This is a genomic window from Clostridium nigeriense (assembly GCF_050585245.1).
Taxonomy (GTDB): domain Bacteria; phylum Bacillota; class Clostridia; order Clostridiales; family Clostridiaceae; genus Clostridium; species Clostridium nigeriense_A.
In genome coordinates this window covers 203283-228922 of sequence record NZ_JBNOOF010000005.1, presented here as the reverse complement: position 1 = coordinate 228922, position 25640 = coordinate 203283, and the positions used below count along the sequence as shown (strand labels likewise).

Sequence of the window (25640 nt, the reverse complement as noted above, 5' to 3'; positions counted from 1 at the left end):
AGGTAAAAAGATGAAATATCAGACAATAAATGGCCATGATTTTTATAACATGGTTGTTAATGCTAGCAATAGATTATTAGAAGAAAGTGAGTACGTTAACTCATTGAATGTATTTCCTGTTCCTGATGGAGATACTGGAACTAATATGTCTGCTACTTTTAAGGCAGCAGTAAAAGAAATAGAAGGTATGAATTCAGATTCTATCGGAGATGTTTCAAAGAAGCTAGCAAAAGGTGCTTTAATGGGAGCAAGAGGTAACTCAGGAGTTATTCTTTCTCAAATATTAAGAGGAATTTCAAAAGGCTTAGAAGGTAAGAGTTCAGTAGATGCTATAGGATTTGCTATAGCATTAAAAGAAGGAAGTAATTCAGCTTATAAGGCTGTTATGAGACCAACAGAGGGAACTATACTTTCAGTTATAAGAGCAGCGGCAGAAGCGGCTATAGATACAGATGTTAAGGATATAGTTGACTTAATTGATGTTGTAGTAAAAGCAGCTAAGGTTATGCTTGATAAAACACCGGAACTTTTACCAGCGTTAAAGAAGGCAAAAGTTGTTGATTCTGGTGGAATGGGATTATATATTATATTAAGAGGAATGCATGAAGCGTTAAGAGATGATATAAAAGCTGAAATAAAAGATATTAAACCATCAGAATCTAAGATGCAAGGAGCCCAAGGCACTGAGGATATAGATATTAAATTTGGATATTGCACAGAATTTATTATTTTAGCAGATGCTAGCAAGGCAGATAAATTTAGAGATGATATAACTCCAATGGGAGATTCACAAGTAGTAGTTGGATATGAAGATGTAATAAAGGTTCATATCCATACAAATGATCCAGGGGCTGTATTAGCTAAAGCTGTTAAGCTTGGAGAATTATCTAAGATTAAAATTGATAATATGAGAGAAGAACATAGAGAAGTTCTTTTATCTAAGGAAGAGTATAAGCTAAAAGATGCTCAAAAAGAAGAAGTAGCAGAGGTTGAAAGTAAGAAATATGCTTTTGTAGCTGTTGCAATGGGAGAAGGTATAACTAATATATTCAAGGATTTAGGAGTAGACTATGTCATTGAAGGTGGTCAAACTATGAATCCTTCAACTCAAGATATAATGGAATGTATTTCTAAGTTAAATGCAGAGCATATATTTGTTTTACCGAATAATAAGAATATAATAATGTCAGCAAATCAAGCTGCAGAAATTTCAGATAAAGATGTTAGAGTTATCCCAACAACTACTATTCCACAAGGAATAACTTGTATAACTATGTTCAATTCGGAAAGTGAAGTAGAAGAAAATGAAGCTAGCTTAAAGGATGCTATTGAAATGGTTAAAACAGGTTCTGTAACCTATGCAGTAAGAGATACGGAAATGGATGGAATAGAAATTAAAGAAGGCAATATGCTTGGTTTGATTGAAGGAAAAATCAAAAAGGTAGGTTCATCTTACTGTGACGTAGCAGAAGAAGTCCTTGCTGAAATGATAGATGATGAAAGCGAACTTATAACAATATTCTATGGTTCGGATGTTTCAGAAGAAGAAGCAAATGATTTTGTTAGTAAGATAGAAGAAAAATATGAAGATCTAGATATTCAATGCTATAGAGGAGCTCAACCTTTATATTATTTCTTAATTTCAGTAGAATAATTTTAAAAGCACAAGTTACTACTTTATTTACATAAGCAGTAACTTGTGCTTTAATATTTATTGAATAAAATTTTGAGGTGAGCAAATGAATATATCAATGGAAGTTTCTGCTTTAAAAGGAGTAGGACCAAAGCTTACTGAAAAGCTTAATAAATGTGGAATTTTTACTTTATATGATTTACTTTTATATTTTCCAAGAGATTATGAGTTTATTAAAAGTGATGTAGATTTTAATGAAATAGATGGAGAGGATAAGCAAATTTTAACTTGTAGGGTAATAGGCTACGATAGAGATATAAAGACTAAAAATGGTAAAATATTATCAACTGTTAAATTTGACTATAAAGGACATATAGTTTTAGGAAAATGGTTTAATCAAAAATATATAAAAAATACATTTAGACTTAATAATTCCTATGATTTAGTTGGTAAGTTTAAAAGGGTAGGTAATTTATTAGAAGTTATAAATCCAATGGTTGGATGTAACGATGCTAAAAAGAGTGAAATAATACCTAAGTATCCATTAAAGGGAGATTTAAATGATAAAATAATAGGTAAGATAATTAATCAGGTGTTAGATAAGGTTATCATAACTGACAATTTACCTAAGGATATTTTAGATAAATATAATATGATAGATTTAGATACAGCTATTAGAGAAATACATTTTCCAAAGGGAAAAATAGAGTTGAATAAAGCTATATCAAGACTAAAGTTTCAAGAGTTATTTACATATTCTATGAAGCTTTTACTATTAAAAAGTAAACTAAGAAGTAATGATGGAATATCTTTTCAGTGGCATAAGGAATTAACAAATTTAAAAGAATCATTACCATTTAAATTAACAGATGCTCAAACTAATGTAGTAAGAGATATTTTAAGAGATCAAAAAAGCAAGTATTCTATGAATAGATTAGTTCAGGGGGATGTTGGTAGTGGTAAAACTATAGTTGCTTTAATAGCCTTATTTAATGTTATTAAAAATGGATATCAAGGAGCTTTGATGGCTCCAACAGAGATATTAGCAAATCAACATTACTTAGAGGCCTTAAAGATTTTTAATAACTTTAATATTGATATAGAGCTTTTAACTGGTAGTACTAGTTTGAAAGAAAAAAGACGTATAAAGGAAAAGATATCCGAAGGAAGACCATTGTTAGTAGTTGGAACTCATGCATTAATTCAGGAAGATGTTGAATTTGTAAATTTAGGTCTAGTTATAACTGATGAGCAACATAGATTTGGCGTTGAGCAAAGGAATAAGTTAATAAATAAAGGTAGAAGGCCAGATGTGTTAGTAATGACAGCTACTCCTATACCTAGGACTTTAGCTTTATATATGTATTCAGATTTAGATGTTTCTATAATAGATAAGCTTCCACCAGGAAGAAAGAAAATAGATACTAGATTTTATTCTGAAAATGAGAGGATGTCTGCTTATAACTTAGCTCTTGAAGAGATTAGAAAGGGAAGACAGGTATATATAGTTTGTCCTTTAATTGAAGAAAATGAAAAGATGGAGTTAAATTCAGTAGAAAAACTATATGAAGAGTTAAAGGAAGATGTTTTTAAAAATATAAGTGTAGAAATTTTACATGGAAAAATGAAGCCGAAGGAAAAGGACGAAATAATAGGATTATTTAAAGAAAATAAAGTGAAAGTTATAATTTCTACTACTGTAATTGAAGTTGGTGTAAATGTGCCAAATGCATCTATTATGATAATAGAAAATTCAGAGAGATTTGGATTAGCTCAGCTCCATCAATTAAGAGGAAGAGTTGGGAGAGGAGAATATGAATCATACTGTATATTAATAGGGAATGCTAAAAATGAAAGAACAAAAAAGAGAATGGAAATTATGACAAGCTCAACAGATGGTTTTTATATTTCTGAACAAGATTTAAAACTAAGGGGAGCGGGGGAAATGTTTGGACTTAGACAAAGTGGTGATATAGGATTAGTTTTAGCAGACATATATGAAGATATAGATATTTTAAAATGTGCAAGATATGAAGCTAATAATTTAATTAATTCAAATGAAATAAGAAATGTAAAATTATGTAGTGAAATATCTAAGTCTATTGAAAGATATAGTCGATATATTTGTTTTAATTAAAAAAATTGTATATAAATAAATATTATGTTAAAATTGTAATATTAGTACCTAAGGAGGAAATTACATGAGAATAATAGCAGGAAAGGCAAGAGGAAGAAAGTTAATACCTCCTGCAAATATGGAAACTAGACCAACTTTAGATAGGGTAAAAGAAGCTATGTTTAGTATAATTCAAAATTATATACCAGATGCTGTAGTTGTGGATGTTTTCGCAGGAACAGGAAGTCTTGGACTTGAGGCAGCAAGCAGAGGTGCTAAAGAGGTTTATCTAGTGGATAAGAGTAATACCACCTTCCCATTATTAAATGAAAATGTACAAAATTTAAAGTTTCAAGATTTTTGTTTTCCGCTTAATATGGATTCATATGATGCTTTAAATATGTTAAGTAACAAGGGGAAAAGTTTTGATATTATATTTATAGATCCACCTTATTGTAAGGAAATGATTCCTAAGGCTATAGAAATAATTAAAGATAATAATATGTTAAAAAAAGATGGAATAATAGTCACTAAAATAGATTCTATAGAAGATATTTATAAAGGATATAAAGATATTACGTTATTAAAAAGTAAAAAGTATGGAAATACAACAGTGTGTTTATATAATTATGAGGAGTAAATAAAAGGTGATAAAAATGAATATTGCGATTTATCCAGGAAGTTTTGATCCGATAACAAATGGGCATTTAGATATTATAACTAGAGGAGCAAAAATTTATGATAAACTAATAGTTGCAATTTTAGTTAATGTAGATAAAAAATGCTTATTTACTATTGAGGAGAGAGTTGAATTAATAAAAAGAGTTACTAGAAACCTAGATAATGTTGAAGTTTTAAGTTTTGATGGATTATTAGTTGACTTTGCAAAAATGCACAATTCTAAAGTGATTTTAAAGGGGCTTAGAACTATGTCAGACTTTGAATATGAGTTTCAAATGGCTCTTATGAATTCTAAGCTTGATTCAGAAATTGAAACTGTATTTATGATGACTTCATCAGCATATTCTTATGTAAGCTCATCTTCAGTAAAACAAGTTGCTAAGTTTGGTGGAAATATAAGAGGGCTAGTACCTGATGAATTGATTTCAGATGTTATGAGTAAGTATTAATTATATGTACAAGGGGGAATAGTGATGGATAAGGTTGAAGTTAATATTATTGAACTTTTAGAATATTTGGAGGAACTTATAGAAACAGCGCCTAAAGTTCCTATTACAGGTAAAAGTGTTATAGATAAGAAAGAATTTCTTGAAGTAATTGATCAAATTATCAATTATATTCCAGATCAAATGAGAAAAGCTCAGTGGGTTATGAATGAAAAGGATAGAATACTTGGAGATGCACAAAAGCAATATGAATCAACAAAAAGTGAAATAATGGAAATGATGAAGCAAAATGTAGAAAACCATGATTTAGTTAGGGAAGCAAAGGTTAGAGCAAACGAAATAATTGCCTTAGCTCAAAGAGATGCCAAGGCAATTAGAATAGGATCAAGAGAATATTCTACGGAAATACTATCTCAATTAGATAGGGAAATAGAAGAAAGAAGAAATAAACTAATTGAGGATATGCAAAAATCCTTTGAGATGGTTGCAAAGGAAATAGATGAAAATCTAACTAGTACAGGTTCAAAGATTAAAGAAAACATTTCGGAATTAAGAGGAATGTAGTTTTTCTTTTAAGCATTTATATACAATAGAAATAAAAAGTGATGTACATAAAAGAAAAATTATTGGGATAAAAATTCTATTTACAACTGAATGGTAGCTATAATTAGGTGAAGTATTAAATGTAGGTACTGTTGTTAAAATTATATTGCTAGCAATGAAAGTTATAATAAAACCTATAATGCCTTGAAGAAATTTTAGCGATATATATTTTTTGAGATTAGGATTATCTTTACCTACTATAGATGTTACTTGAGCTATTACTGATAAGCTTGAAAAACATAATATAAAGCTTATTATGCTTAGTTTCAAACTAATAGATAAATTTATTTCGGATATTAATTTAGCACCATTAGTAAATTCTATACTTCCTAGCATTACGTTGTATATAATTCCTGTAGGCAAATTAATTAAGTTTTCTAAGAAGTTAAGAGCAGCGCTTATAGAAGTGTTGCTTTTTATTATGCTTATAATTACTGAAAAAATTATTACAAATGCACTAACATTTAATGTAGTATTTATAGCACCTTCTATAGAATTTTTTAAATTTGTGCCAAAATTAGATTCTTGAAAGATTAAATCCTTATTAGTTTCAACTTTATAATTTATATATGATTTTTTAGTTATAAAACCTATTAGTAATGAAGATAAAAAATTTGCAATTAAAAGTATATAACCATATTTAATATTATTTAGCATTGCAACAGAAACTGACCCTAATATGAATATTGGACCTGCATTAGAAGCTATGTTTAATAGTCTTTCGTATTCATCCTTATGTATATATCCTAAATTATATATATCTGAAGAATATTTAGCTCCTAATGGATATCCACAAATAAAACTTGCAGCTATAGGGAAAGAAGAACTTTTTGAAAGTCCCAATGGTTTACATAATAATGGACCTAATATTTTTGAATAAAGAGTTATTCCGTCATAGCATATAAGTAAATTGCATATTACACTAAAAGGAAATATTGTTGGTAAAATAGCTGAAACCACAAGCTTTGCTCCATTTATAGCAGCGTCAATACTAGATTTTAAGTTAATTACGAATATGATTATGAAGATTGTAATGAAAAAACACATAATATAATTTTTTTTAATATCTAGTAGCTTTAATAATATAGCTACAAGTAAAAAAATAAAGAGCCATAAAATATAAATACTAATCATGATATCTACCTCCTATATGTATTTATATGCTTATGGCTTTTTAATATTATTCTTTTATTATCGGTGATATAAAATAATCACTTAATGGATTCACTTTAGAGTTTAAAATTGAATAAGCTTTAGTTGCTTGAATATCTAAACTTAAAAGTGGATTATCAATATTTTTTGGTACTTTTGTTATAATTGGAATAGTGGAATTTTTTTTCATTTCCTTTAATATTAGTTTTCCAGTATTATTGAATGCGAGTACTCTTGCGTATAAATTAGTATCTTTAATTAATTCATTAGCAGAATAATTGTCTAGAGATAAAAATATTTGAGTAATTAGCCTGGAAATTTTAGTATAAGTATATCTTTTGCTTTTGACTCTAAAAATTAAATCTTCATAAGATGAGCTGAAGTAAATTTCTTTTAAAAATTTATTATCTAATCCTTCTTTTGCATCAAAAAGATTGTTAAAGTTTACGCAATTAGTAAGTAGTTTATACTTAACATATTTATATATTTCTTCTTCAAAAACAAAAGGATAGTTACTTTTTATTAAGTTGCTTAGTATATTTAAAGATTCTTTAGGCATATAGGGATTTAATGAAGAAAGATCCTTACCGTTTTTCAAGTTTTTTCTTATGCTTGTTGCCGAAGAGAAAATTGTACTTAATTCTTTATCATTATAGTTAGAACCTTCTCTTTTCATAGTTAGTGGGATAATAGTACTATTAATTTTAAGAAGAGCCTTAATATATTCTATGCCTAAAATATTGTTTGAGTTAGAAAGAACTTCTGCTAGTGAATCTTCATTTAATATATTTATTAAAGATAATTCTCTAGCTTTTGCATAAGTTACTCCAGTCTTTAAGTTTTCCTTAATACTATCTTTTAAAATATCACTTTCAAATGTTAAAAGTTTAGCAATTTTATGTAGTAATTCTATGTTTCCAGATTCACTTCCAAAGAAAATATTATTTACTACTCCTATGCTATTAAGAATTTTAATTGCTCCACTAGCAAAAAATTCTGCTGAAGATAAGGCATAAAAAGTTGGAAGCTCTATAACTAGATCAACTCCATTTAATAAAGCCATTTCAGCTCTTTTCCATTTATCTATTAAAGCTGGTTCCCCTCTTTGTACGAAATTACCACTCATTATACAAATGATACCATCACAATTTGTAACCTCTTTAGCAGAATTTAAATGATATAAATGACCATTGTGAAATGGATTATATTCTGTAATTATTCCTGTTATATTCATAAATACACTCCTTAATGGGAAATATAAAGTTATTATAACATAATATTTTTATAAGAAAAGTTAATGTTTTAGACCGTTATATAATAATATTATTAATTATTCCGAATATTTTAAATATAAAGAATTAAATATTTTGAATATTTTAGGTTGAAAAATATAGTTACATAGGAGTATATTAGTATATGAAAAGAGGACTGTATTTTTTTGAAAGGAGCAGATGATATGGAACTTATGAATAAATTATGGGAGTCAGCTAAGGCTGATAAAAGAAAAATAGTTCTTCCTGAAGGAGATGAGGAAAGAACTTTAGTTGCGGCTCAAAGAATACAAGAGTTAGGTCTAGCTTATGTAGTTTTAGTAGGAGACAATGATAAAATATTAGAAAAGGCTAAGGCTTTAGGAGTTAATTTAGAAGGTGTTGAAATAATAGACCCTAACAAATCAGATAGACTAGAAGCTTATGTTAATGAGTTTTATGAATTAAGAAAAAATAAAGGTATGACATTAGAAAAAGCGGAAAAAATAGTTAGAGATCCATTATATTTTGGAACTATGATGGTAAAACTAGATGATGCAGATGGTATGGTTTCAGGTGCTATACATACAACTGGAGATTTATTAAGACCAGGATTACAAATAATTAAGACTGCTCCTGGTGTTTCAGTAGTATCAAGTTTCTTTATAATGATGGTACCAGGTTCTAAGTATGGAGAAGATGGAATGTTATTATTCTCAGATTGCGCAGTTAATCCAAATCCAACTTATGAACAATTAGCTGCAATTGCAATTGCAACAGCTGATACGGCAAGAAATCTTTGTAAGATAGAACCAAGAGTAGCTATGCTTTCTTTCTCAACTATGGGAAGTGCAGATCACGAAATGGTTGATAAAGTAAGAAAGGCTACAGAACTTGCAAAGGAATTAAGACCAGATTTATTAATAGACGGAGAATTGCAATTAGATGCAGCTATAGTTGATAAAGTAGCAGCTCAAAAAGCACCTAATAGTAAGGTAGCTGGTAAGGCAAACGTCTTAATATTCCCAGATTTACAAAGTGGAAATATTGGTTATAAATTAGTTCAAAGATTTGCAAATGCAGAAGCTATTGGACCTATGTGTCAAGGATTTGCAAAACCAATAAATGATTTATCAAGAGGATGTAGTTCTGATGATATAGTTAATGTTGTTGCATTAACTGCTGTTCAAGCGCAAGCACAAAAATAATTGCTAGTTGAAAAGGAGTATAATACAAATGAAAGTGTTAGTTATCAATTGCGGTAGTTCATCGCTTAAGTATCAATTAATTGATATGTCTACAGAGGAATCTTTAGCTCAAGGATTAGTAGAAAGAATAGGTATTGAAGGATCAGTTTTAACTCAAAAGGTTGAAGGAAGAGATAAATATATTGTTAAGCAACCAATGGAAGACCATAAAGTTGCAATTAAATTAGTTTTAGATGCCTTAGTTGATAAGGATAATGGAGTTATTTCATCAATGGATGAAATTTCTGCTGTTGGTCACAGAGTTGTTCATGGTGGAGAAAAGTATAAATCTTCAGTACTTATAAATGGAGAGGTTAAAGATTATATAAGAGATTGCTTTAAGTTAGCACCTCTACATAACCCTGCAAACATGATAGGTATAGAAGCTTGCGAAGAGCTTATGCCAAATACACCAATGGTAGCTGTTTTTGATACTGCCTTCCATGGTACTATGCCAGAAGAAGCATATCTTTATGCTCTTCCATATGATTTATATAAAAAACATGGAATAAGAAAATATGGATTCCATGGAACTTCTCATAAATATGTATCTCAAAAAGTTGCAGAAGTTATGGAAAAAGATATAAAGGATTTAAAGATTGTTACTTGTCATTTAGGAAATGGTGCAAGTTTGGCAGCAATTAAAAATGGGGTTTCTATAGATACTTCAATGGGATTCACACCTCTTGAAGGAGTAGCTATGGGAACAAGAAGTGGTAATATAGACCCTGCTATAGTTACTTTCTTAATGAAAGAAGAAGGATTATCAGTAGATGAAGTTAATGACTTATTAAATAAAAAGTCAGGTGTTCTTGGTATATCAGGAATTAGCTCAGACTTCAGAGATATTGAAGATGCTGCATTTAAAGAAGATGTTCATAGAGCAAAGCTAGCTCTTTCTATATTTGAATATAAGGTAAGAGCTACAATTGGAGCTTATGCTGCTATAATGGGCGGTGTTGATGCAATAGTATTTACTGCTGGTGTTGGTGAAAACGGACCAGAAACTAGAGAAGCTATCTTAAAAGGATTAGAATTCTTAGGAGTTGAAGTAGATAAAGAAAGAAATAATGTTAGAGGAAAAGTTAGAGAAATATCTAAAGAAGGCTGTAAAGTTAAAGCTTTTGTAATTCCAACTAATGAAGAATTAGTTATTGCTAGAGATACTGTTGAATTAATTAAGTAATATATTTTTTTAAGTGCATAATTATTAGTTGAGTTATTTACATAAAATCGCTTGACTTTTAATCATGCACTTTATATAATAAATTGTGTTTATTCGGCAAATATTTATCTAAGGAGTGAAATAAAGCTTGGCTCAAGCTATGCACATAATGTGCATAATGTATCCTGAAGGATATGAGGACATGATCTAGAGCAAATACATATGATTATACAATTTTCAGACCTAATTTCATCAAAGAATAGAAAAAAAGAAGTAAATATAACATATGAATTAGCTCCACTTTATTTTGATGGAGAAAATATAGAAGCTGTAGAAGCTTTAAAGGTAGTTGGAAATGTTATCTCTGTTGGAGATGTTTTAACTCTAAAAGCTTCAATAGAAACAAAATTGAAAATGCATTGTTCAAGATGCTTAGAGACCTTTATCTATCCAATAGATATTGATATAGAAGAAAGGTTTACAAATAATAAGGAACTTCAAGAAGATGAAGAAATTATTTTTGTAGATAGCGATAGCTTTGATATTGCTAATATCGTTGAAAATGTTATTATTTCAACCTTACCTATTAAGAGACTTTGCACAGACAACTGCAAGGGACTTTGTTACCAATGTGGTAAAAATCTTAACGAAGGTGCTTGTCATTGTGAAACAAATGATGTAGACTTAAGACTGGCAAAGTTGCAAGAGTTGTTTGGAAATAAGGAGGTGTAGTAATGGGAAATCCTGCGAGAAAAACATATAGAGCAAAGAGAAATTCAAGAAGAGCTCAAACTTTTAAGGCGAGCTTACCTGGAATAGTTGAATGTCCACAATGTCACGAAATGAAGTTAGCTCACAGAGTTTGCAAGAACTGTGGATTCTATAAAGGTAAAGAAGTAGTTGCTTCAGTAGAAGAATAAAGAAAGTCAAATGACTTTCTTTTCTTTATATATAAGGAAAAGGGGTGAAGGTATTATGAGAATAGCTATAGATGGAATGGGCGGAGATAATGCCCCAAAAGCTGTAGTTGAAGGAGTCATAAAGGCTCTACATGAATACCAAGGAATAGAATACTTTATAACAGGACCAAAAGAAAAAATAGAAGAAGAATTAAAGAATTATACTTATGATAAATCTTTAATTAATATAGTTGATGCTAGAGAAGTAATTTCACCAAATGAACATCCTGTAATGGCCTTAAAGAAGAAAAAAGATTCTAGTATATGTAAGGCTTTAAAACTAGTTAAGGATAAAGAATGTGATGCTGTAATATCAGCTGGTAGCACAGGTGCGTTTTTAGCGGGGTGCACTCTTATAGTTGGTAGAATTAAAGGTATTGAAAGACCAGCCCTTGCTCCTATAATGCCAGGTAAAAATGGCAGCTTTATGATAGTTGATGCTGGAGCAAATGTTGATTGCAAACCAAGTTATTTAGTTCAATTTGCAAAAATGGGGAAAATATATTATCAAGGTGTGTTAGGAAAAGAAAATCCTTCAGTAGGACTTGTTAATATTGGAGCAGAAGAAGAAAAAGGAAATGAACTAACAAAAGTAGCTCATAAGTTGTTGAAAGAAGAAGAAGATTTAAATTTTGTAGGAAATATAGAACCAAGGGATACATCCAGTGGAGATGTAAATGTTTTAGTTTGTGATGGATTTGTTGGTAACACTCTATTAAAGATGTATGAGGGCGTGGCATCTACACTTCTAAGTATGATAAAAGAAGAAATATTATCTGGTGGACTTATGAGCAAATTGGGGGCAGGACTTTTAAAACCTGTTTTTAAGGCTTTAAAGATTAAGTTTGATTATAAGGAATACGGTGGAGCTCCATTTTTGGGAGTTGATGGTATTTGTATAAAGGCTCATGGAAGTTCAGATGGGAAAGCATTTAAAAATGCTATAAGACAAACAAAAACCTTCTATGATAATGATGTATTAGAAAAAATTAAAGAAGAACTACAAAATAATATATAATTTATACCAATCTGTATATTGACTAGAGAAATAATATATAATATTATCTAAATGATGTATTTAGGAGGTGATTTAGATGTTCGATAAAGTTAAGGAAATTATAGCAGAAAAATTAAGTATTAATGAAGATGATATTACAATGGACTCTTCTTTCGTTGATGATTTAAATGCAGACTCATTAGATTTAGTTGAACTTATGATGGCTTTAGAAGATGAATTAGATACTGAAATACCAGATGAAGAAGCTGAAAACTTTAAAACTGTTGGAGATGTAGTTAAGTATTTAAAAAATCACGTTGAAGAGTAATTTAATCCCGCAAAATGCGGGATTTTATATTTAATATTTATAATATAATTTAGTTTATTCTTGAATTTGCTCTATTAAATTTAGTTAAAAAGCAAATTGAAGAATAAACTTCAAGGAGTTGAAAAAATGGCGAAGTTTAATATTAGTGAAGTTGAAGAATGCATAGGGTTAAGTTTTAATGAGCCAAATCTATTAAAGACAGCGCTAACCCATAGTTCATATGCTAATCAACATAGAGATGAAGAATATAATGAAAGATTTGAGTTTTTAGGAGATTCAATATTACAGTTATGTATAACTGAATATTTATTTTTAAATTATAAGAATAAAAGTGAAGGTGAGTTAACCAAGATAAGAAGTTTAATTGTTTGCGAGAATTCTCTTTATGAAATAGGGAAAAAATTAAACTTAGGTTATTTTATTAGAATAAGTAAAGGTGAAGAATTAACAGGGGGAAGAGAAAGAGTTTCTATTATAGCAGATGCTGTTGAGGCATTATTAGCAGGTATATATTTAGATAAGGGACTTGAATTTGCAAAAGACTATATATTAGGTCATTTTAAGGAGATTATAGATAAAGCAATTAATAATGATATAGTTTTGGATTATAAAACTAAACTTCAAGAAGAGATGCAAAAATCAGGAGAAGTATCAATAGTTTATGAATTAATTAAGTATGAAGGACCTCCTCATAGAAGAAAGTTTTTTACTTCAGTTGTAATTGAAGATAAAGAGTTTGGAAGAGGAGAAGGTTATAGTAAAAAGGAATCAGAACAAAATGCAGCAAAAGAAGCTTTAAAAGGATTGGAAGGAATAGATGAATAAGAGACATTATATAATACCTATATTCATATCTCATATAGGTTGTCCTCATCAATGTGTATTTTGTAATCAAGATAAGATTGCAAAGGAAGTTGAAAATGAGGTAACTGCTAAAGAGGTACGAGAGACATTGAATGAATATCTAGATACGATAGATCATAATAACTCTACAGTTGAGGTTTCTTTCTTCGGTGGAACTTTTACAGCAATAGATGTAAATAAGCAAAAAGAATTATTAGCAGTTGCTAAAGAGTATAAGGATAATGGGCTGATAGATAAAATAAGAATGTCAACAAGACCAGATGCTATTAATGAATATATATTAAGTTATTTAAAAGATTATAGTGTAGATATAATAGAACTTGGTGTTCAATCCTTAGATGAAGAAATATTAAGATTATCAGGTCGTGGTCATACTGTAAAAGATGTTGAAAAGGCTTCTAAACTTATAAAGGAATATGGATTCACCTTGGGACATCAAATTATGCCTGGGCTACCTGGAGATAACTTTGATAAAGATATTGAAACAGCAAAGAAGTCTATAGAGATGAAGCCAGATATATGTAGAATATATCCTTCTCTAGTAATTAAAGATACACCTATGGAAAAGATGTATGAAAGAGGGGAATATAATCCATATTCATTAGAAGAAGCAGTAAATGTATCTAAGGAACTATATAAGCTTTATACTAAAGCAAATGTAAATATAATTAGAATAGGACTTCAGCCTACTGATAATATAACATGGGGAAGAGATTTGGTAGCTGGACCATTTCATCCGGCTTTTAGAGAGCTTGTTGAAGGTAGTTTGATTTGTGATAATATAAAAAATGTAGTTAATAAGGATGAAGATATAATTATAGAAATAAATTCTAGAGATTTAAGTAAGCTTTATGCAAATAAGAAGTTATATTTTAATAATTTAAAAAATAATCATAATGGGAAAATTATTGTTAATATTAAAGATAAATTAAAAAGAGGTAAAATTAATATAATTATTGTTAAAAAAACTAAAGAGATAAGTATAAGGTAGGCAATATTTTGCCTACCTTATATTGATATTTTATTATCTTTACTATAAACTAAAATAGAATAGAATAGGAGTGGTAATTATGAAAAAGAAAACAAGACAAAAGTGGATGCAAGTAATTACTATATTTTTAGCTATTATGTTTTCAATGAGTTTATTAGTATCATTGGTTAGGTAAGGAGTGTATCTATGTTTTTAAAATCCCTAGAAATAAGAGGGTTTAAATCTTTTGCAGATAAAACCAATTTAAAATTTAAAAAAGGAGTAACAGCAGTAGTTGGTCCAAATGGGAGTGGTAAAAGTAATATTTCAGATTCTGTTAGATGGGTTCTTGGAGAACAAAGTGTAAAAACATTAAGAGGCGGAAAAATGGAAGATGTTATTTTTGCCGGAACTCAATTTAGGAAACCTGTTGGATTAGCTCAAGTTTCTCTTACTTTAGATAACTCAGATAATTCTTTAGATACTGATTACTCAGAAGTAACTATAACAAGAAGAATTTTTAGATCAGGAGAAACTGAATATTTAATTAATAATCAAAAGTGTAGATTAAAGGATATTCATAGCCTTTTTATGGATACTGGTATAGGTAAAGAAGGATATTCACTTATAGGTCAAGGAAAGATAGAGGCAATTTTAAGTGGAAAGCCGGAAGAGAGAAGAGCTTTACTTGAGGAAGCAGCTGGTATTGTTAAATTTAAATCTAGAAAAGAAGAAGCAGAAAGAAAATTATCGAATACTGAAAATAACTTAGTGAGAATTAGAGATATAATTTCAACCTATGAAGAAAGAATAGAACCCTTGAAAGAAGAAAGGGAAAAGGCATTAAAATATAATAGCCTTGCTGAAGATTTGAAGATTAAAGAAGTTTCTTTATTAGTAAATAATATAAAGGTTATTAATACAGAGATTGAAGAGATAAATAATGAAATAAATAGTAGAAAAGAAAATATAGATAAAAAAAGAAAAGAGTTAAATAAATCTAAAGAAGAAATTTTATTATTAGAAAATAAAATAGAAGAATTAGAAAATAAAAATAATACAGAGAAAAGTGAGTACTATACAAAAAAAGAAGAAGTAAACCAAAGCTTAAAAGAAATAGAAATTTTTAAAGAAAGAATTAATAACTTTGAAGAAATAATAAAAAAAGATTTGTTTGAAGTTGAGAGTTTAGAAAAAGAGATTTTAAAATCTAAGGAAGAAAAATCCATTTTATTAAAAGAGCTTGAAGAAAAAATAAAAGATCAAATTAGTAAAGAAAATAAAATAAAAGATTTTGAAAAGGAAATTCATAAATTAAATCATGAAATTGAGAATTTAGAAGAAGAAACTTCAAAAATTAAAGAAGAAGAATTTGAATTATTAAGAAGAACTTCTGAAATTAATAATAATATTTCTTTATTAAATAGAGAAATATTAAATAAAGAAGAACTAAATTCAACTAGTGAAATTAACTTAAAGACTATTGAAGGAAATATAAGTATTAATTTAGCTACTATTTTAAGTATTAATGAAAATATAAGTTCCCATAAAGTTGAAAGAGAAAATCTTCAAAATGTAGTTTCAGAAAATCGTAAAAAAATAGGGGCTCTAAGTGGGCAAGTTACAAGAAAAGAAGGGCTTATAAAAGATACTGCTAAAAAAATAAATATTTTAGAAGGTAAGCTAACAACTCTTAAAGATTTAGAAAAAAGCTATGAAGGATACCAATTATCTATTAAGAGATTAATGGATAGAATAGAGAAAGGACAAATATCTTATGGTAAAGGTGCTAAAGTTTTAGGAGAAGTTTTTACAGTCGATAGAAAGTATGAAACTTCAATAGAAATTGCCTTAGGTGGAGCTATTTCCAATGTAATTACAGAAGATGAAAATATTGCGAAGCTTTTAATAGAGTATTTAAAGAAAAATTCTTTAGGACGAGCAACCTTCTTACCTTTAAATATAATTAAAGGAAGCAGATTAAATATTTCAAATGAAATTAAAAAAATAAGTGGATATTTAGGATTAGCATCAGATTTAATAAGCTTTGATAATAAGTTTAAAGAAGTTATGGACTATTCTTTAGGAAAAACAATTATAGCCGAAAATATGGAAGCAGCATTAAAAATATCAAAGGTTGGTGGTTATAAACTTAGAATAGTTACTTTGGATGGTGAAGTAATAAGTCCTGGTGGGGCTCTGACAGGTGGTAGTATTTATAAAAAGAATAATTCTAGTATCTTAGGAAGAAAAAGAGAAATCCATGAGTTAAAGGAATCAATAAATAATAATAAAAGTACATACCATTCAGAAGTTGAATTATTAGGTAAAATAAGAGCTGAAATTAAAGAGATAGATGAAGATAATTTAAATAAAAGTGATAAAATTCATGAAATAAATATCGATATAACAAGATTTGAAAGTGAAGTTAGAGCTTTAGAAAATGAAAGTGTAAAACTAAAAAAATCTCTAGAAGTTTCTAAAAAAGAAATCTCTTTAAATAATGAAAATCTAATTAAGCTAAAAGAAGAAATTGGTATTAAGGAAGATAAATTAAGGATTATTAAAGAAAATAATTTAAATAATAAAGATAAAGCATTAAAACTTCAAAAAGACTTATTAGATAAGAAGGAAGAATTTAATAAAATTAAGGATGAAAATATTCAAATTAAAATAGATAAGGCTAAGTTAGATGAAATAGTTTATTCACGAGAAGCTGATATAAAGAGAAAAGAGAAAGAAGAGAAAGAAAAGGAAGAAAAAATCTTATCTCTTAAGAAAGAAAAGGAAGAAAAAGAAAATAATATAAATTATTTAAGAAAACTTATTGAAGATAAAGTAGTCCTTATTGGTAAGATAAATACAAGACTTAGTCAGTTGGAGGATATCTTTAAGTTTGATGAAGCCAATAGAATAAGTTTAAAAGATAAGTTAAAAATAATAGATAGTGAAGCAAATCAATTAATTGAAGAAGTAAGAGTTTTAGAAATTGAATTAAATAAAAAGGAAATAACCTTTGCTAAGTTAGAAAGCGAAAGAGAAAACTACTATTTAAGGTTAAATGAAGAATTAAACTTAACATTAGCAGAAGCAATTGAGATCGCAATACAAATAGATAGTATATCTAAGATAAAAGATGAAATATTCAAATTAAAGTCGGAAATTACAGCTCTTGGTACTGTGAATTTAGCTGCAATTGCAGAATATGAAGAAGTATGTGAAAAATATAAGTTTATGTCTTCTCAAGAAGAGGATCTAAATAAAGCAAAAGAAGAGTTAATGACAGTAATTAATGAAATGACTGTAAAGATGCAGGAATTGTTTAGAGATAACTTTAAAGTATTAAATAAAAACTTTAATGAAACCTTTAAAGATTTATTTAAAGGAGGAAATGCAGAACTTATTTTAGGAGAAGGTGATGAGCTTACTGCTAATATTGAAATTAATGTACAGCCACCAGGTAAGAAGCTACAAAACATAAATTTAATGTCTGGTGGAGAAAAAGTATTATCTGCAATAGCATTATTATTTGCTATTTTAAAAATGAAACCTACTCCATTCTGTATATTAGATGAAATAGAAGCTGCATTAGATGATGCAAATGTATATAGATATGCAGAGTTTTTAAGAGAGTTTTCAGAGAATATACAATTTATAGTTATTACTCATAGAAAAGGGACTATGGAGGCTAGTGATGTTATGTATGGAGTTACAATGGAAGAAAAAGGGGTTTCCAAAGTGGTTTTTGTAGATTTAAGTAAGGAAAATTAGGAGGTTAGTTATGGCTATATTCGGAAAAATATTTGACAATTTAAAATCAGGACTTTCAAAAACAAAGGACGCATTAACAGACAAAATAAATGAAACTTTAAAGTTAGCAATTACTATAGATGAGGATTTGTATGAAGAACTTGAAGAAATTTTAGTTATGTCTGATATTGGTATGGATACAACAATAGAAATAATAGATAGATTAAAAGCTAAGATTAGAAAAGAAAAAATTAATGAGCCAAGCGAAGTATATCCAGCATTAAAAGAAGTTATAAGAGATATGTTACTTGAGGGAACAGAAGAAATATCAAAGGAAGAATCAGGGAAGAAGGTTCTTCTTGTAATAGGTGTAAATGGAGTAGGTAAGACTACTTCAATAGGAAAACTTGCAGCAAAGAACAAGGCTGAAGGAAAAAGAGTTTTACTTGCAGCAGCAGATACCTTTAGAGCAGCTGCTATAGATCAACTTGAAGTTTGGAGTGAGAGAGCAGGTGTAGATTTGGTGAAACATACTGAGGGTTCTGATCCTGCGGCAGTAGTTTTTGATGCGGTTAATGCTGCAAAATCAAGAAATATAGATTTATTAATATGTGATACTGCAGGAAGACTTCATAATAAGAAAAACCTTATGGATGAATTAGCTAAGATAGGAAGAATAATAGATAGAGAATATGATGGGGTTGCAAAAGAAACATTATTAGTTTTAGATGCAACAACAGGACAAAATGCAGTAATACAAGCAAAACAATTTATGGAGGCTTGCCCTATTGATGGTATAATATTAACTAAGTTAGATGGAACTGCAAAAGGTGGAGTAGTTATATCTATAAAGAATTCTTTAAACATTCCTGTTAAATACATAGGTGTAGGAGAAGGAATAGAGGACTTACAAGAATTTGATGCAGAGAGCTTTGCAGAAGCATTGTTTTAATAATTAATAATGGATAATTTCTAATGCATAATTAATGGTGAAATTCAGATGAATCTGAATTTCTTAGATTTTATTATTTAGCTTGCTAAATAATTTCCTTAATTATCAATTAACAATTATGAATTATCCATTTAAATTTTATAATTAAAATTTTTATAGGGTGTTAAGTGAAAATACTTGACAGTATAGAATTGTTTTGCTAAAATCTCTTTTGTGGGTAAGGTGATGAAATGGAAGATAGGGTTGAGATTTCATTATTAATGGATTTATATGGGCCATTATTAACGGAAAAACAGTATAAAATTATGGAGCTTTATTATAATGAGGATTTATCCTTAGCTGAAATTGCTGAATTAAATAACACAAGTCGTCAAGCTATCCATGATTTAATAAAGAGATGCTATAAACAATTTCTATCCTATGAAGATAAACTTAGTTTGCTTAAGAAAAGTTTTAAGCAAGAAGAAATAATTATCAGTCTTCTTAATGAGGTAAAAGAAAAGTATTCTATTACAGAAGAAGATTATAAAAAATATAAAATTATATTAGAAGAGTTATAAGATCATAGGAGGATTTAATATGGCTTTTGAAGGTTTATCCGATAAATTGCAGGAAGCTTTTAAAAAACTTAGAGGTAAAGGAAAGCTAACTGAAAAAGATATAAAAGAAGTCATGAGGGAGGTAAAGTTAGCTTTACTTGAAGCAGATGTTAACTTTAAAGTAGTTAAACAGTTTATTTCAAGAGTTAGCGAAAAATGTGTTGGAAATGAAGTTTTAGAAAGCTTAACTCCAGCTCAACAAGTTATAAAAATAGTTAACGAAGAACTTACTGAACTTATGGGTGGTAGTGAAAGTAAATTAAATTTTAACTCGGTAGGTCCAACTGTAATAATGATGGTTGGTCTGCAAGGGGCAGGTAAGACTACTATGAGTGGAAAACTTGCACTACAACTTAGAAAGCAAAATAAAAAACCTCTATTAGTAGCTTGCGATATATATAGACCAGCAGCTATAAAACAATTAGAGGTAGTTGGAAAGCAAATTGATATTCCAGTTTTTCAAATGGGTGATAAAGTTAGTCCAGTTGATATTGCAAAGGCTGGTATAGCTCACGCAAGGGAAAATGGAAATAATGTGATAATAATAGATACAGCAGGTAGACTTCATATAGATGAAGCTCTTATGGATGAATTAAAGTCTATAAAAGCAGAAGTTAAGCCACAAGAAATCTTGCTTGTTGTAGATTCTATGACAGGTCAAGATGCAGTAAATGTGGCTGAAAGCTTTAATAATACATTAGATGTATCTGGTGTTATATTAACTAAACTTGATGGTGACACTAGAGGTGGTGCTGCTTTATCAATTAGACATATTACAGAAAAACCAATTAAATATATTGGTGTAGGCGAAAAAATGAGTGACTTTGAAGTGTTCTATCCTGATAGAATGGCTTCAAGAATATTAGGTATGGGAGATGTCCTATCGTTAATAGAAAAAGCTCAGCAAGCCTTTGACGATAATGAAGCTAAAGAATTAAGTGCTAAAATGCTAGAAAATGATTTTACTTATGAAGATTACTTAAGTGCAATGGAGCAAATGAAAAAGTTAGGGTCTTTAAGTAAAATTATGGAAATGATACCTGGAATACCAAAGGAAATGAAAGATATAGACTTTGATGCTAGCGAAAAGCAATTAAATAGGGTTAAAGCTATTATATTTTCAATGACTCCTAAGGAAAGAAGAAATCCAAAACTTATAGCTGGTTCATCTTCAAGAAAGAAGAGAATTGCTAAAGGGTCAGGTACATCTCTACAAGAAGTTAATAAACTCATTAAGGGATTCGATATGATGAGAAAACAAATGAAACAAATGAAGTCTTTTCAAAAGAAATCTAAAAAAGGATTCTTTGGTAAATTACCTTTTATGAGTTAATATAAATTATATTTTTAAAGGAGGTGAAAAAACATGGCAGTAAAAATCAGATTAAGAAGAATGGGTGCTAAGAAAGCTCCTTTCTATAGAATAGTTGTTGCTGATTCAAGAGCACCAAGAGATGGTAGATTCATCGAAGAAATTGGATACTACAATCCTTTAACTGAACCAGCTGAAATCAAAATCAACGAAGAAAAAGCTACTAAATGGGTTCAAAATGGAGCTCAACCTACAGATGTAGTTAAGAGACTATTTACTCAAGCAGGATTAAATAAGTAATTTTTAGGAGGTGAACTCTGTAATTATATTTAATTACAGGTGTTTATATGAAGGAATTAATTGAAGGTATAGCTAAATCCCTTGTGGATAATCCAAATGAAGTTCATGTAAATGAAATACAAGGAGAGCAATCAATTATTCTGGAACTAAAGGTTGCTCCTGCAGACATGGGGAAAGTAATAGGCAAACAGGGAAGAATAGCAAAAGCTATTAGAACTGTTGTAAAAGCAGCAGCCATGAGAGAAGATAAAAAAGTAGTAGTTGAAATTATTGATAAGAAGAGTTAGGAGTATCCTAACTCTTTTTAATTAGAAAATTATATTGGTATATTTTAATTAATAGGTTGTAATACTTCTAATGTATCTATATAATTACAATGGAAATATTAGAAATATTAATATATTTAATTTTATATATTTTAAAATAATAATAAACTAATGTAAAAGTAATTTGTTTATAAGAGGTGCAGTATGAAAGAAATTTTAAGAGTTGGTAAAATAGTTAATACTCATGGTTTAAAAGGAGAAGTTAAGGTTATACCATTAACAGATGATCCTAAAAGGTATAATGAATTAGAATTTGTACTTATTGATGGTGTAAAAAGAAATATTGAAAACTGTAAATTTCAAAAGGATAGAGTAATAGTAAAAGTTGAAGGAATAAATTCAATTGAAGAAGCTGAAAAGTATAAAAATAAATATATGGAAATCCCAAGGGAATATGCAGTTCCTTTAGAAGAAGATACTTATTATATTGCAGATATAATAGGATGTAATGTATATGATACTGAAGGAAAGAACCTAGGAGAAGTTTACGATGTAATACAAACAAAAAATAATGATGTATATTGGATTAGAAAGCCAAAGGAACTTTTAATACCAGTACTTTTAGATATAGTTAAGGATATAGATGTAGAAAATAAAAAAATTGTTATAAAACCTGTGGGAGAATGGCAAGATGAAGATTAATATTCTTACATTATTTCCTGAAATGTTTGATATTTTCAATCATAGTATAATTGGCAAAGCTAAGGAAAAGGGAATTGTAGAAATTAAAGCTATAAATATTAGAGATTTTACATTAAATAAACATAAAAAAGTAGATGACTATCCTTATGGTGGAGGTGCTGGTATGGTTATGACACCACAGCCTCTTGTGGATTCTATAAGATATTGTAAAAAAGGGAACAAGGGAAAGGTAGTATTCTTAGGTCCAAGAGGAAAGACATTTAATCAAGAAATGGCTAAGCAATTATCAGAGGAAGAAGAACTTATTTTTGTATGTGGGCATTATGAAGGGATAGATGAAAGAGTATATAAGCATATAGATTTAGAAGTTTCATTGGGAGATTTCATATTAACTGGAGGAGAAATGGCTGCTATTCCAGTAATAGACTCTATTTTAAGGTTGAAAAGTGGTGTTTTAGGAAAAGAGGAAAGCTATGAAGATGAATCTTTTTCAGATGGCTTGCTTGAATATCCTCAATATACTAGGCCTGAAGAATTTGAAGGAGATAAGGTTCCAGAAGTATTACTTTCAGGGCATCATGAAAATATAAGAAAATGGAGAAGGGCAAAATCTTTGATTCTTACAAGAGAAAGAAGAGGAGATTTATATGACAAAATTATTTTAACTAAAGAGGATAAAAAAATTCTAGAAAAATATAAATAAATTATTGAACAATAAGAATAATTATGTTAGAATTACCTTTGTGTTAGTACGGGCGCTCCTCTGTCAAGGATTTGTTAAGAACGTCTAATAAAAATTTAAGGAGGGACTACACAATGAATGAAATAATAAGAGCTATAGAAGCAGAACAATTAAGAAATGATCTACCAAACTTCAACGTAGGGGATACTGTTAAAGTTTATGTTAAGATCAAAGAAGGATCAAGAGAAAGAATCCAAATGTTTGAAGGAACAGTTATTAAGAAGCAAAACGGTGGATTAAGAGAAACTTTCACTGTAAGAAGAGTTGCTTACGGAACTGGAGTAGAAAGAACTTTCCCAATGAACTCTCCAATCATTGATAGAATGGAAGTTGTAAGAAAAGGTAAAGTTAGAAGAGCTAAGTTATTCTACTTAAGAGATAGAGTAGGTAAGGCTGCTAAAGTTAAAGAATTAAACGTTAGATAGTATCTAATGATTAAGTAAGGGACTTTTATAAGTCCCTTTTTCTTTTTTTATAAAATAAGATTTATATAATCAAATTTTGATATAATAATAATAAAAGTTTAGTACGGAGGAAATGAAAATGGGTAAAATAAATTGGTTTCCAGGTCATATGAAAAAAACTCAAAGAGAGATAAAAGAAAATTTAAAGCTGGTAGATGCAGTAATAGAAATTAGAGATGCAAGAATACCAAGAAGTTCTGCTAATCCTGATATAGATAAGCTGTGTGAAGGAAAGCCTAGAATAATACTTTTGAATAAAAGTGATTTATCAGAAAATAAAGCTACTAAAATGTGGATTAATCATCTATCTTCTGATAATGTTAAAGTTTTAGAAGTGAATTGCTTAACGGGTAAAGGATTAAATCAAATTAAGCCTACTTTAGACATATTATTAAAGGAAAAACATGATAGATTAAAAGCTAAGGGATTAGTAAAAATTCAAATGAGAGTTATGGTAGTTGGAATACCGAATGTAGGAAAGTCTACATTTATAAATAAAATGGCAAAAAATAATATTGCAAAAACAGGGGATAGACCAGGAGTAACTAAGAGTAAGCAATGGATTAAAACTAAAATGGATATTGAAATGCTTGATACACCTGGAGTATTGTGGCCTAAATTTGAAGATGATAGAACTGCTCTTAATTTAGCATTTACAGGTGCTATAAAAGATGAAATTATGGATATAGAAGAACTTTCATATAACTTAGTGAAGAGATTACAAGAACATTATAAAAATAATCTTATTGAAAGATATAAAATATCGGATATTAATGAAGATTCGTTAGAAACCTTAAATAGTATTGCTAGAAAAAGAGGGTGTTTAGTTAAGGGGGGAGATATAGATTATAATAGAATTGCGGTAATCTTATTAGATGAATTTAGAGGTGGTAAAATAGGAAATATTTCATTAGAATATCCAAATGAAGAAGTTGAGGAGTAATATGGAAATATTAAATAAAGATATAGAAGCTTTAAGTTATAAAGAAATCAAAAGCTTTGTAGATAATATAAATATAATTGAAGAAAAATATAATGCAGAGCTTGTGTATTTAATTGATAAATTAGCTTTAGATAAAAGAAAAAATGTTAAAGCTTTAAGTGAAAGACTTCAAAAAGAAAGAGATAAAATAAAGAAGGAAGTTGAAAGAGTAAAAAAGATGTATAATTTTGATAAAGGTTTTGGAAATTATACATATGTAGCTGGAGTAGACGAAGTGGGAAGAGGACCTTTAGCAGGACCCATAGTGGCTTGTGCTGTTATTTTAGACTTAAACGTAATTGAAGATGAATTTATTCTTTGGCTTAATGATTCAAAAAAACTTTCTGAAAAGAAAAGAGAAAAGCTAGCTAAGGAAATCGAGGATAAAGCTCTAGCCTATTATATTGCAGAAAGATCAAATACTGAAATTGATGAAAAAGGAATAGCCTACTGTAATAATGATATTTTCTTAGAGGCATGTAATTCAATGAGTATAAAACCAGATTTAGTTTTATCAGATGGATATTTAGTTAAAGGAGTAAATATAGAAAATAAATCAGTTATTAAAGGAGATGCAAAATCAGCATCTATTGCAGCAGCGTCCATTTTAGCTAAGGTTTATAGAGATAATTTAATGAAGGAATATTCAAAAGAATTTCCTCATTATAGTTTTGAAGAAAATGCTGGTTATGGGACAACAAAACATATAGAAGGTTTAAAGACTTTTGGTCCTTGTAAAATACATAGAATGTCATTTTTGAAAAATATATTAGAGTAAATTAATATGATCTAAAGGCATCCTCTATATGTTTTACAGTATATAATTCATTATTTTTATTAAAATAAATTTCGATCACATCAAATCTACAATTATAATTTAATAACTTATATTTAAATAAAAAGTATTTTGATATATTTATAATTTGTTTTTGTTTATAGTAGGTAACAGCTTCACCAGGAGTACCAAAGTGATAGCTGTACCTACTTTTTACTTCTATAAAAACTATAATATCTTTAAATCTACATATTAGATCAATTTCACCATTTGAAGTTCTAAAGTTTTTTGAAATAAGAGAGTAATTATTTCGTTTGAGATAGCTTAAAGCTAAATCTTCTCCATAAGAGCCTATATCTTTATTAAATTTCTTCATAATATCACC

The 25640-nt window shown here is 28.8% G+C and carries 27 protein-coding genes; 24 read left to right on the top strand and 3 right to left on the bottom strand.

What is annotated here, in order from left to right; translation table 11 throughout:
• Positions 1 to 10: 10 nt before the first annotated feature.
• The 5 genes from ACQPUY_RS10220 to ACQPUY_RS10200 all read left to right on the top strand — a co-directional run bounded on the left by ACQPUY_RS10220 (position 11) and on the right by ACQPUY_RS10200 (position 5440).
• Positions 11 to 1654: a DAK2 domain-containing protein gene (locus ACQPUY_RS10220; RefSeq protein WP_430841117.1), complete on the top strand. Its 1644-nt coding sequence runs from the start codon at positions 11 to 13 to the stop codon at positions 1652 to 1654.
• A gap of 85 nt (positions 1655 to 1739) precedes the next feature.
• Positions 1740 to 3770, top strand: a complete 2031-nt coding sequence (gene recG / locus ACQPUY_RS10215) for an ATP-dependent DNA helicase RecG (RefSeq protein WP_430841116.1) — start codon at positions 1740 to 1742, stop codon at positions 3768 to 3770.
• 64 nt (positions 3771 to 3834) lie between these two features.
• Positions 3835 to 4389, top strand: a complete 555-nt coding sequence (rsmD, locus tag ACQPUY_RS10210) for a 16S rRNA (guanine(966)-N(2))-methyltransferase RsmD (protein ID WP_430841115.1) — start codon at positions 3835 to 3837, stop codon at positions 4387 to 4389.
• Positions 4390 to 4405: 16 nt separating this feature from the next.
• Positions 4406 to 4879, top strand: coding sequence for a pantetheine-phosphate adenylyltransferase (gene coaD / locus ACQPUY_RS10205; protein ID WP_430841162.1), 474 nt, complete (start codon positions 4406 to 4408; stop codon positions 4877 to 4879).
• 24 nt (positions 4880 to 4903) lie between these two features.
• Positions 4904 to 5440 (top strand): ATPase, encoded by a 537-nt coding sequence (locus ACQPUY_RS10200; protein WP_430841114.1) that lies wholly within the window; start codon positions 4904 to 4906, stop codon positions 5438 to 5440.
• Here ACQPUY_RS10200 and ylbJ read toward each other — a convergent pair.
• Positions 5426 to 6613, bottom strand: a complete 1188-nt coding sequence (ylbJ, locus tag ACQPUY_RS10195; protein ID WP_430841113.1) for a sporulation integral membrane protein YlbJ — start codon at positions 6611 to 6613, stop codon at positions 5426 to 5428. The two genes, ACQPUY_RS10200 and ylbJ, sit on opposite strands and share 15 nt — an antisense overlap.
• Positions 6614 to 6659: 46 nt before the next feature.
• Positions 6660 to 7865, bottom strand: a complete 1206-nt coding sequence (locus tag ACQPUY_RS10190; RefSeq protein ID WP_430841112.1) for a nucleotidyltransferase — start codon at positions 7863 to 7865, stop codon at positions 6660 to 6662.
• Positions 7866 to 8087: 222 nt separating this feature from the next.
• Between ACQPUY_RS10190 and pta the strand changes: the two genes are divergently transcribed.
• From pta to ACQPUY_RS10095, 19 genes are all read left to right on the top strand, one after another.
• A complete protein-coding gene (gene pta, locus ACQPUY_RS10185) occupies positions 8088 to 9089 on the top strand; it encodes a phosphate acetyltransferase (RefSeq protein WP_430841161.1) in 1002 nt (333 codons plus the stop codon).
• Between the two features lie 28 nt (positions 9090 to 9117).
• Positions 9118 to 10314 (top strand): acetate kinase, encoded by a 1197-nt coding sequence (locus ACQPUY_RS10180; RefSeq protein WP_430841111.1) that lies wholly within the window; start codon positions 9118 to 9120, stop codon positions 10312 to 10314.
• Between the two features lie 201 nt (positions 10315 to 10515).
• Positions 10516 to 11025 carry a YceD family protein gene (locus tag ACQPUY_RS10175; RefSeq protein WP_430841110.1) on the top strand — a complete coding sequence of 170 codons (510 nt, stop codon included), beginning with the start codon at positions 10516 to 10518 and terminating at the stop codon, positions 11023 to 11025.
• Between the two features lie 2 nt (positions 11026 to 11027).
• Positions 11028 to 11213, top strand: coding sequence for a 50S ribosomal protein L32 (gene rpmF, locus ACQPUY_RS10170; RefSeq protein WP_008678357.1), 186 nt, complete (start codon positions 11028 to 11030; stop codon positions 11211 to 11213).
• Between the two features lie 55 nt (positions 11214 to 11268).
• Entirely contained in the window at positions 11269 to 12270 is a 1002-nt protein-coding gene (gene plsX / locus ACQPUY_RS10165; RefSeq protein WP_430841109.1) for a phosphate acyltransferase PlsX, read from the top strand.
• Between the two features lie 76 nt (positions 12271 to 12346).
• Complete coding sequence (gene acpP, locus ACQPUY_RS10160; protein WP_430841108.1) at positions 12347 to 12577, top strand: acyl carrier protein; 231 nt, start codon at positions 12347 to 12349, stop codon at positions 12575 to 12577.
• Between the two features lie 126 nt (positions 12578 to 12703).
• The gene (rnc, locus tag ACQPUY_RS10155; protein WP_430841107.1) at positions 12704 to 13402 is read left to right on the top strand and encodes a ribonuclease III; all 699 of its coding nucleotides are present in this window, start codon (positions 12704 to 12706) and stop codon (positions 13400 to 13402) included.
• Positions 13395 to 14432, top strand: a complete 1038-nt coding sequence (locus tag ACQPUY_RS10150; RefSeq protein WP_430841106.1) for an elongator complex protein 3 — start codon at positions 13395 to 13397, stop codon at positions 14430 to 14432. Before rnc ends, ACQPUY_RS10150 begins: the two co-directional genes overlap by 8 nt.
• Before the next feature lie 186 nt (positions 14433 to 14618).
• Positions 14619 to 18182, top strand: coding sequence for a chromosome segregation protein SMC (smc, locus tag ACQPUY_RS10145; RefSeq protein WP_430841105.1), 3564 nt, complete (start codon positions 14619 to 14621; stop codon positions 18180 to 18182).
• A gap of 16 nt (positions 18183 to 18198) precedes the next feature.
• Positions 18199 to 19113: a signal recognition particle-docking protein FtsY gene (gene ftsY, locus ACQPUY_RS10140; protein ID WP_430841160.1), complete on the top strand. Its 915-nt coding sequence runs from the start codon at positions 18199 to 18201 to the stop codon at positions 19111 to 19113.
• A gap of 230 nt (positions 19114 to 19343) precedes the next feature.
• A complete protein-coding gene (locus tag ACQPUY_RS10135; protein WP_430841104.1) occupies positions 19344 to 19673 on the top strand; it encodes a putative DNA-binding protein in 330 nt (109 codons plus the stop codon).
• A 19-nt stretch (positions 19674 to 19692) separates the two neighbouring features.
• On the top strand, positions 19693 to 21045 hold the full coding sequence (gene ffh, locus ACQPUY_RS10130) for a signal recognition particle protein (protein ID WP_430841103.1): 1353 nt from the start codon (positions 19693 to 19695) through the stop codon (positions 21043 to 21045).
• Positions 21046 to 21078: 33 nt separating this feature from the next.
• Positions 21079 to 21324, top strand: a complete 246-nt coding sequence (rpsP, locus tag ACQPUY_RS10125; RefSeq protein ID WP_066893821.1) for a 30S ribosomal protein S16 — start codon at positions 21079 to 21081, stop codon at positions 21322 to 21324.
• 47 nt (positions 21325 to 21371) lie between these two features.
• The gene (locus ACQPUY_RS10120; protein ID WP_066893819.1) at positions 21372 to 21611 is read left to right on the top strand and encodes a KH domain-containing protein; all 240 of its coding nucleotides are present in this window, start codon (positions 21372 to 21374) and stop codon (positions 21609 to 21611) included.
• Between the two features lie 183 nt (positions 21612 to 21794).
• On the top strand, positions 21795 to 22292 hold the full coding sequence (rimM, locus tag ACQPUY_RS10115; protein ID WP_430841102.1) for a ribosome maturation factor RimM: 498 nt from the start codon (positions 21795 to 21797) through the stop codon (positions 22290 to 22292).
• A complete protein-coding gene (gene trmD / locus ACQPUY_RS10110) occupies positions 22282 to 22995 on the top strand; it encodes a tRNA (guanosine(37)-N1)-methyltransferase TrmD (protein ID WP_430841101.1) in 714 nt (237 codons plus the stop codon). Before rimM ends, trmD begins: the two co-directional genes overlap by 11 nt.
• Positions 22996 to 23108: 113 nt before the next feature.
• Positions 23109 to 23459: a 50S ribosomal protein L19 gene (gene rplS, locus ACQPUY_RS10105; RefSeq protein ID WP_430841100.1), complete on the top strand. Its 351-nt coding sequence runs from the start codon at positions 23109 to 23111 to the stop codon at positions 23457 to 23459.
• Positions 23460 to 23577: 118 nt separating this feature from the next.
• Entirely contained in the window at positions 23578 to 24441 is an 864-nt protein-coding gene (gene ylqF, locus ACQPUY_RS10100; RefSeq protein WP_430841099.1) for a ribosome biogenesis GTPase YlqF, read from the top strand.
• 1 nt (position 24442) lies between these two features.
• The gene (locus ACQPUY_RS10095; RefSeq protein WP_430841098.1) at positions 24443 to 25258 is read left to right on the top strand and encodes a ribonuclease HII; all 816 of its coding nucleotides are present in this window, start codon (positions 24443 to 24445) and stop codon (positions 25256 to 25258) included.
• A 1-nt stretch (position 25259) separates the two neighbouring features.
• On the opposite strand, the gene ACQPUY_RS10090 is transcribed toward ACQPUY_RS10095, so the two are convergent.
• The gene (locus ACQPUY_RS10090; protein ID WP_430841097.1) at positions 25260 to 25631 is read right to left on the bottom strand and encodes a YraN family protein; all 372 of its coding nucleotides are present in this window, start codon (positions 25629 to 25631) and stop codon (positions 25260 to 25262) included.
• Between the last annotated feature and the right edge of the window lie 9 nt (positions 25632 to 25640).

What these genes read in the sequence shown, in the direction of transcription:
- rpsP (WP_066893821.1), top strand. Translation starts at nt 21,079, where the DNA reads ATGGCAGTAAAAATCAGATTAAGAAGAATGGGTGCTAAGAAAGCTCCT.
- ylqF (WP_430841099.1), top strand. Translation starts at nt 23,578, where the DNA reads ATGGGTAAAATAAATTGGTTTCCAGGTCATATGAAAAAAACTCAAAGA.
- coaD (WP_430841162.1), top strand. Translation starts at nt 4,406, where the DNA reads ATGAATATTGCGATTTATCCAGGAAGTTTTGATCCGATAACAAATGGG.
- ACQPUY_RS10095 (WP_430841098.1), top strand. Translation starts at nt 24,443, where the DNA reads ATGGAAATATTAAATAAAGATATAGAAGCTTTAAGTTATAAAGAAATC.
- ACQPUY_RS10090 (WP_430841097.1), bottom strand. Translation starts at nt 25,631, where the DNA reads ATGAAGAAATTTAATAAAGATATAGGCTCTTATGGAGAAGATTTAGCT.
- rplS (WP_430841100.1), top strand. Translation starts at nt 23,109, where the DNA reads ATGAATGAAATAATAAGAGCTATAGAAGCAGAACAATTAAGAAATGAT.
- recG (WP_430841116.1), top strand. Translation starts at nt 1,740, where the DNA reads ATGAATATATCAATGGAAGTTTCTGCTTTAAAAGGAGTAGGACCAAAG.
- plsX (WP_430841109.1), top strand. Translation starts at nt 11,269, where the DNA reads ATGAGAATAGCTATAGATGGAATGGGCGGAGATAATGCCCCAAAAGCT.
- ACQPUY_RS10220 (WP_430841117.1), top strand. Translation starts at nt 11, where the DNA reads ATGAAATATCAGACAATAAATGGCCATGATTTTTATAACATGGTTGTT.
- ACQPUY_RS10200 (WP_430841114.1), top strand. Translation starts at nt 4,904, where the DNA reads ATGGATAAGGTTGAAGTTAATATTATTGAACTTTTAGAATATTTGGAG.
- ACQPUY_RS10135 (WP_430841104.1), top strand. Translation starts at nt 19,344, where the DNA reads ATGGAAGATAGGGTTGAGATTTCATTATTAATGGATTTATATGGGCCA.
- smc (WP_430841105.1), top strand. Translation starts at nt 14,619, where the DNA reads ATGTTTTTAAAATCCCTAGAAATAAGAGGGTTTAAATCTTTTGCAGAT.
- acpP (WP_430841108.1), top strand. Translation starts at nt 12,347, where the DNA reads ATGTTCGATAAAGTTAAGGAAATTATAGCAGAAAAATTAAGTATTAAT.
- ACQPUY_RS10180 (WP_430841111.1), top strand. Translation starts at nt 9,118, where the DNA reads ATGAAAGTGTTAGTTATCAATTGCGGTAGTTCATCGCTTAAGTATCAA.
- rnc (WP_430841107.1), top strand. Translation starts at nt 12,704, where the DNA reads ATGGCGAAGTTTAATATTAGTGAAGTTGAAGAATGCATAGGGTTAAGT.
- rimM (WP_430841102.1), top strand. Translation starts at nt 21,795, where the DNA reads ATGAAAGAAATTTTAAGAGTTGGTAAAATAGTTAATACTCATGGTTTA.
- rpmF (WP_008678357.1), top strand. Translation starts at nt 11,028, where the DNA reads ATGGGAAATCCTGCGAGAAAAACATATAGAGCAAAGAGAAATTCAAGA.
- pta (WP_430841161.1), top strand. Translation starts at nt 8,088, where the DNA reads ATGGAACTTATGAATAAATTATGGGAGTCAGCTAAGGCTGATAAAAGA.
- ACQPUY_RS10175 (WP_430841110.1), top strand. Translation starts at nt 10,516, where the DNA reads ATGATTATACAATTTTCAGACCTAATTTCATCAAAGAATAGAAAAAAA.
- rsmD (WP_430841115.1), top strand. Translation starts at nt 3,835, where the DNA reads ATGAGAATAATAGCAGGAAAGGCAAGAGGAAGAAAGTTAATACCTCCT.
- ACQPUY_RS10150 (WP_430841106.1), top strand. Translation starts at nt 13,395, where the DNA reads ATGAATAAGAGACATTATATAATACCTATATTCATATCTCATATAGGT.
- ACQPUY_RS10120 (WP_066893819.1), top strand. Translation starts at nt 21,372, where the DNA reads ATGAAGGAATTAATTGAAGGTATAGCTAAATCCCTTGTGGATAATCCA.
- ffh (WP_430841103.1), top strand. Translation starts at nt 19,693, where the DNA reads ATGGCTTTTGAAGGTTTATCCGATAAATTGCAGGAAGCTTTTAAAAAA.
- trmD (WP_430841101.1), top strand. Translation starts at nt 22,282, where the DNA reads ATGAAGATTAATATTCTTACATTATTTCCTGAAATGTTTGATATTTTC.
- ACQPUY_RS10190 (WP_430841112.1), bottom strand. Translation starts at nt 7,865, where the DNA reads ATGAATATAACAGGAATAATTACAGAATATAATCCATTTCACAATGGT.
- ylbJ (WP_430841113.1), bottom strand. Translation starts at nt 6,613, where the DNA reads ATGATTAGTATTTATATTTTATGGCTCTTTATTTTTTTACTTGTAGCT.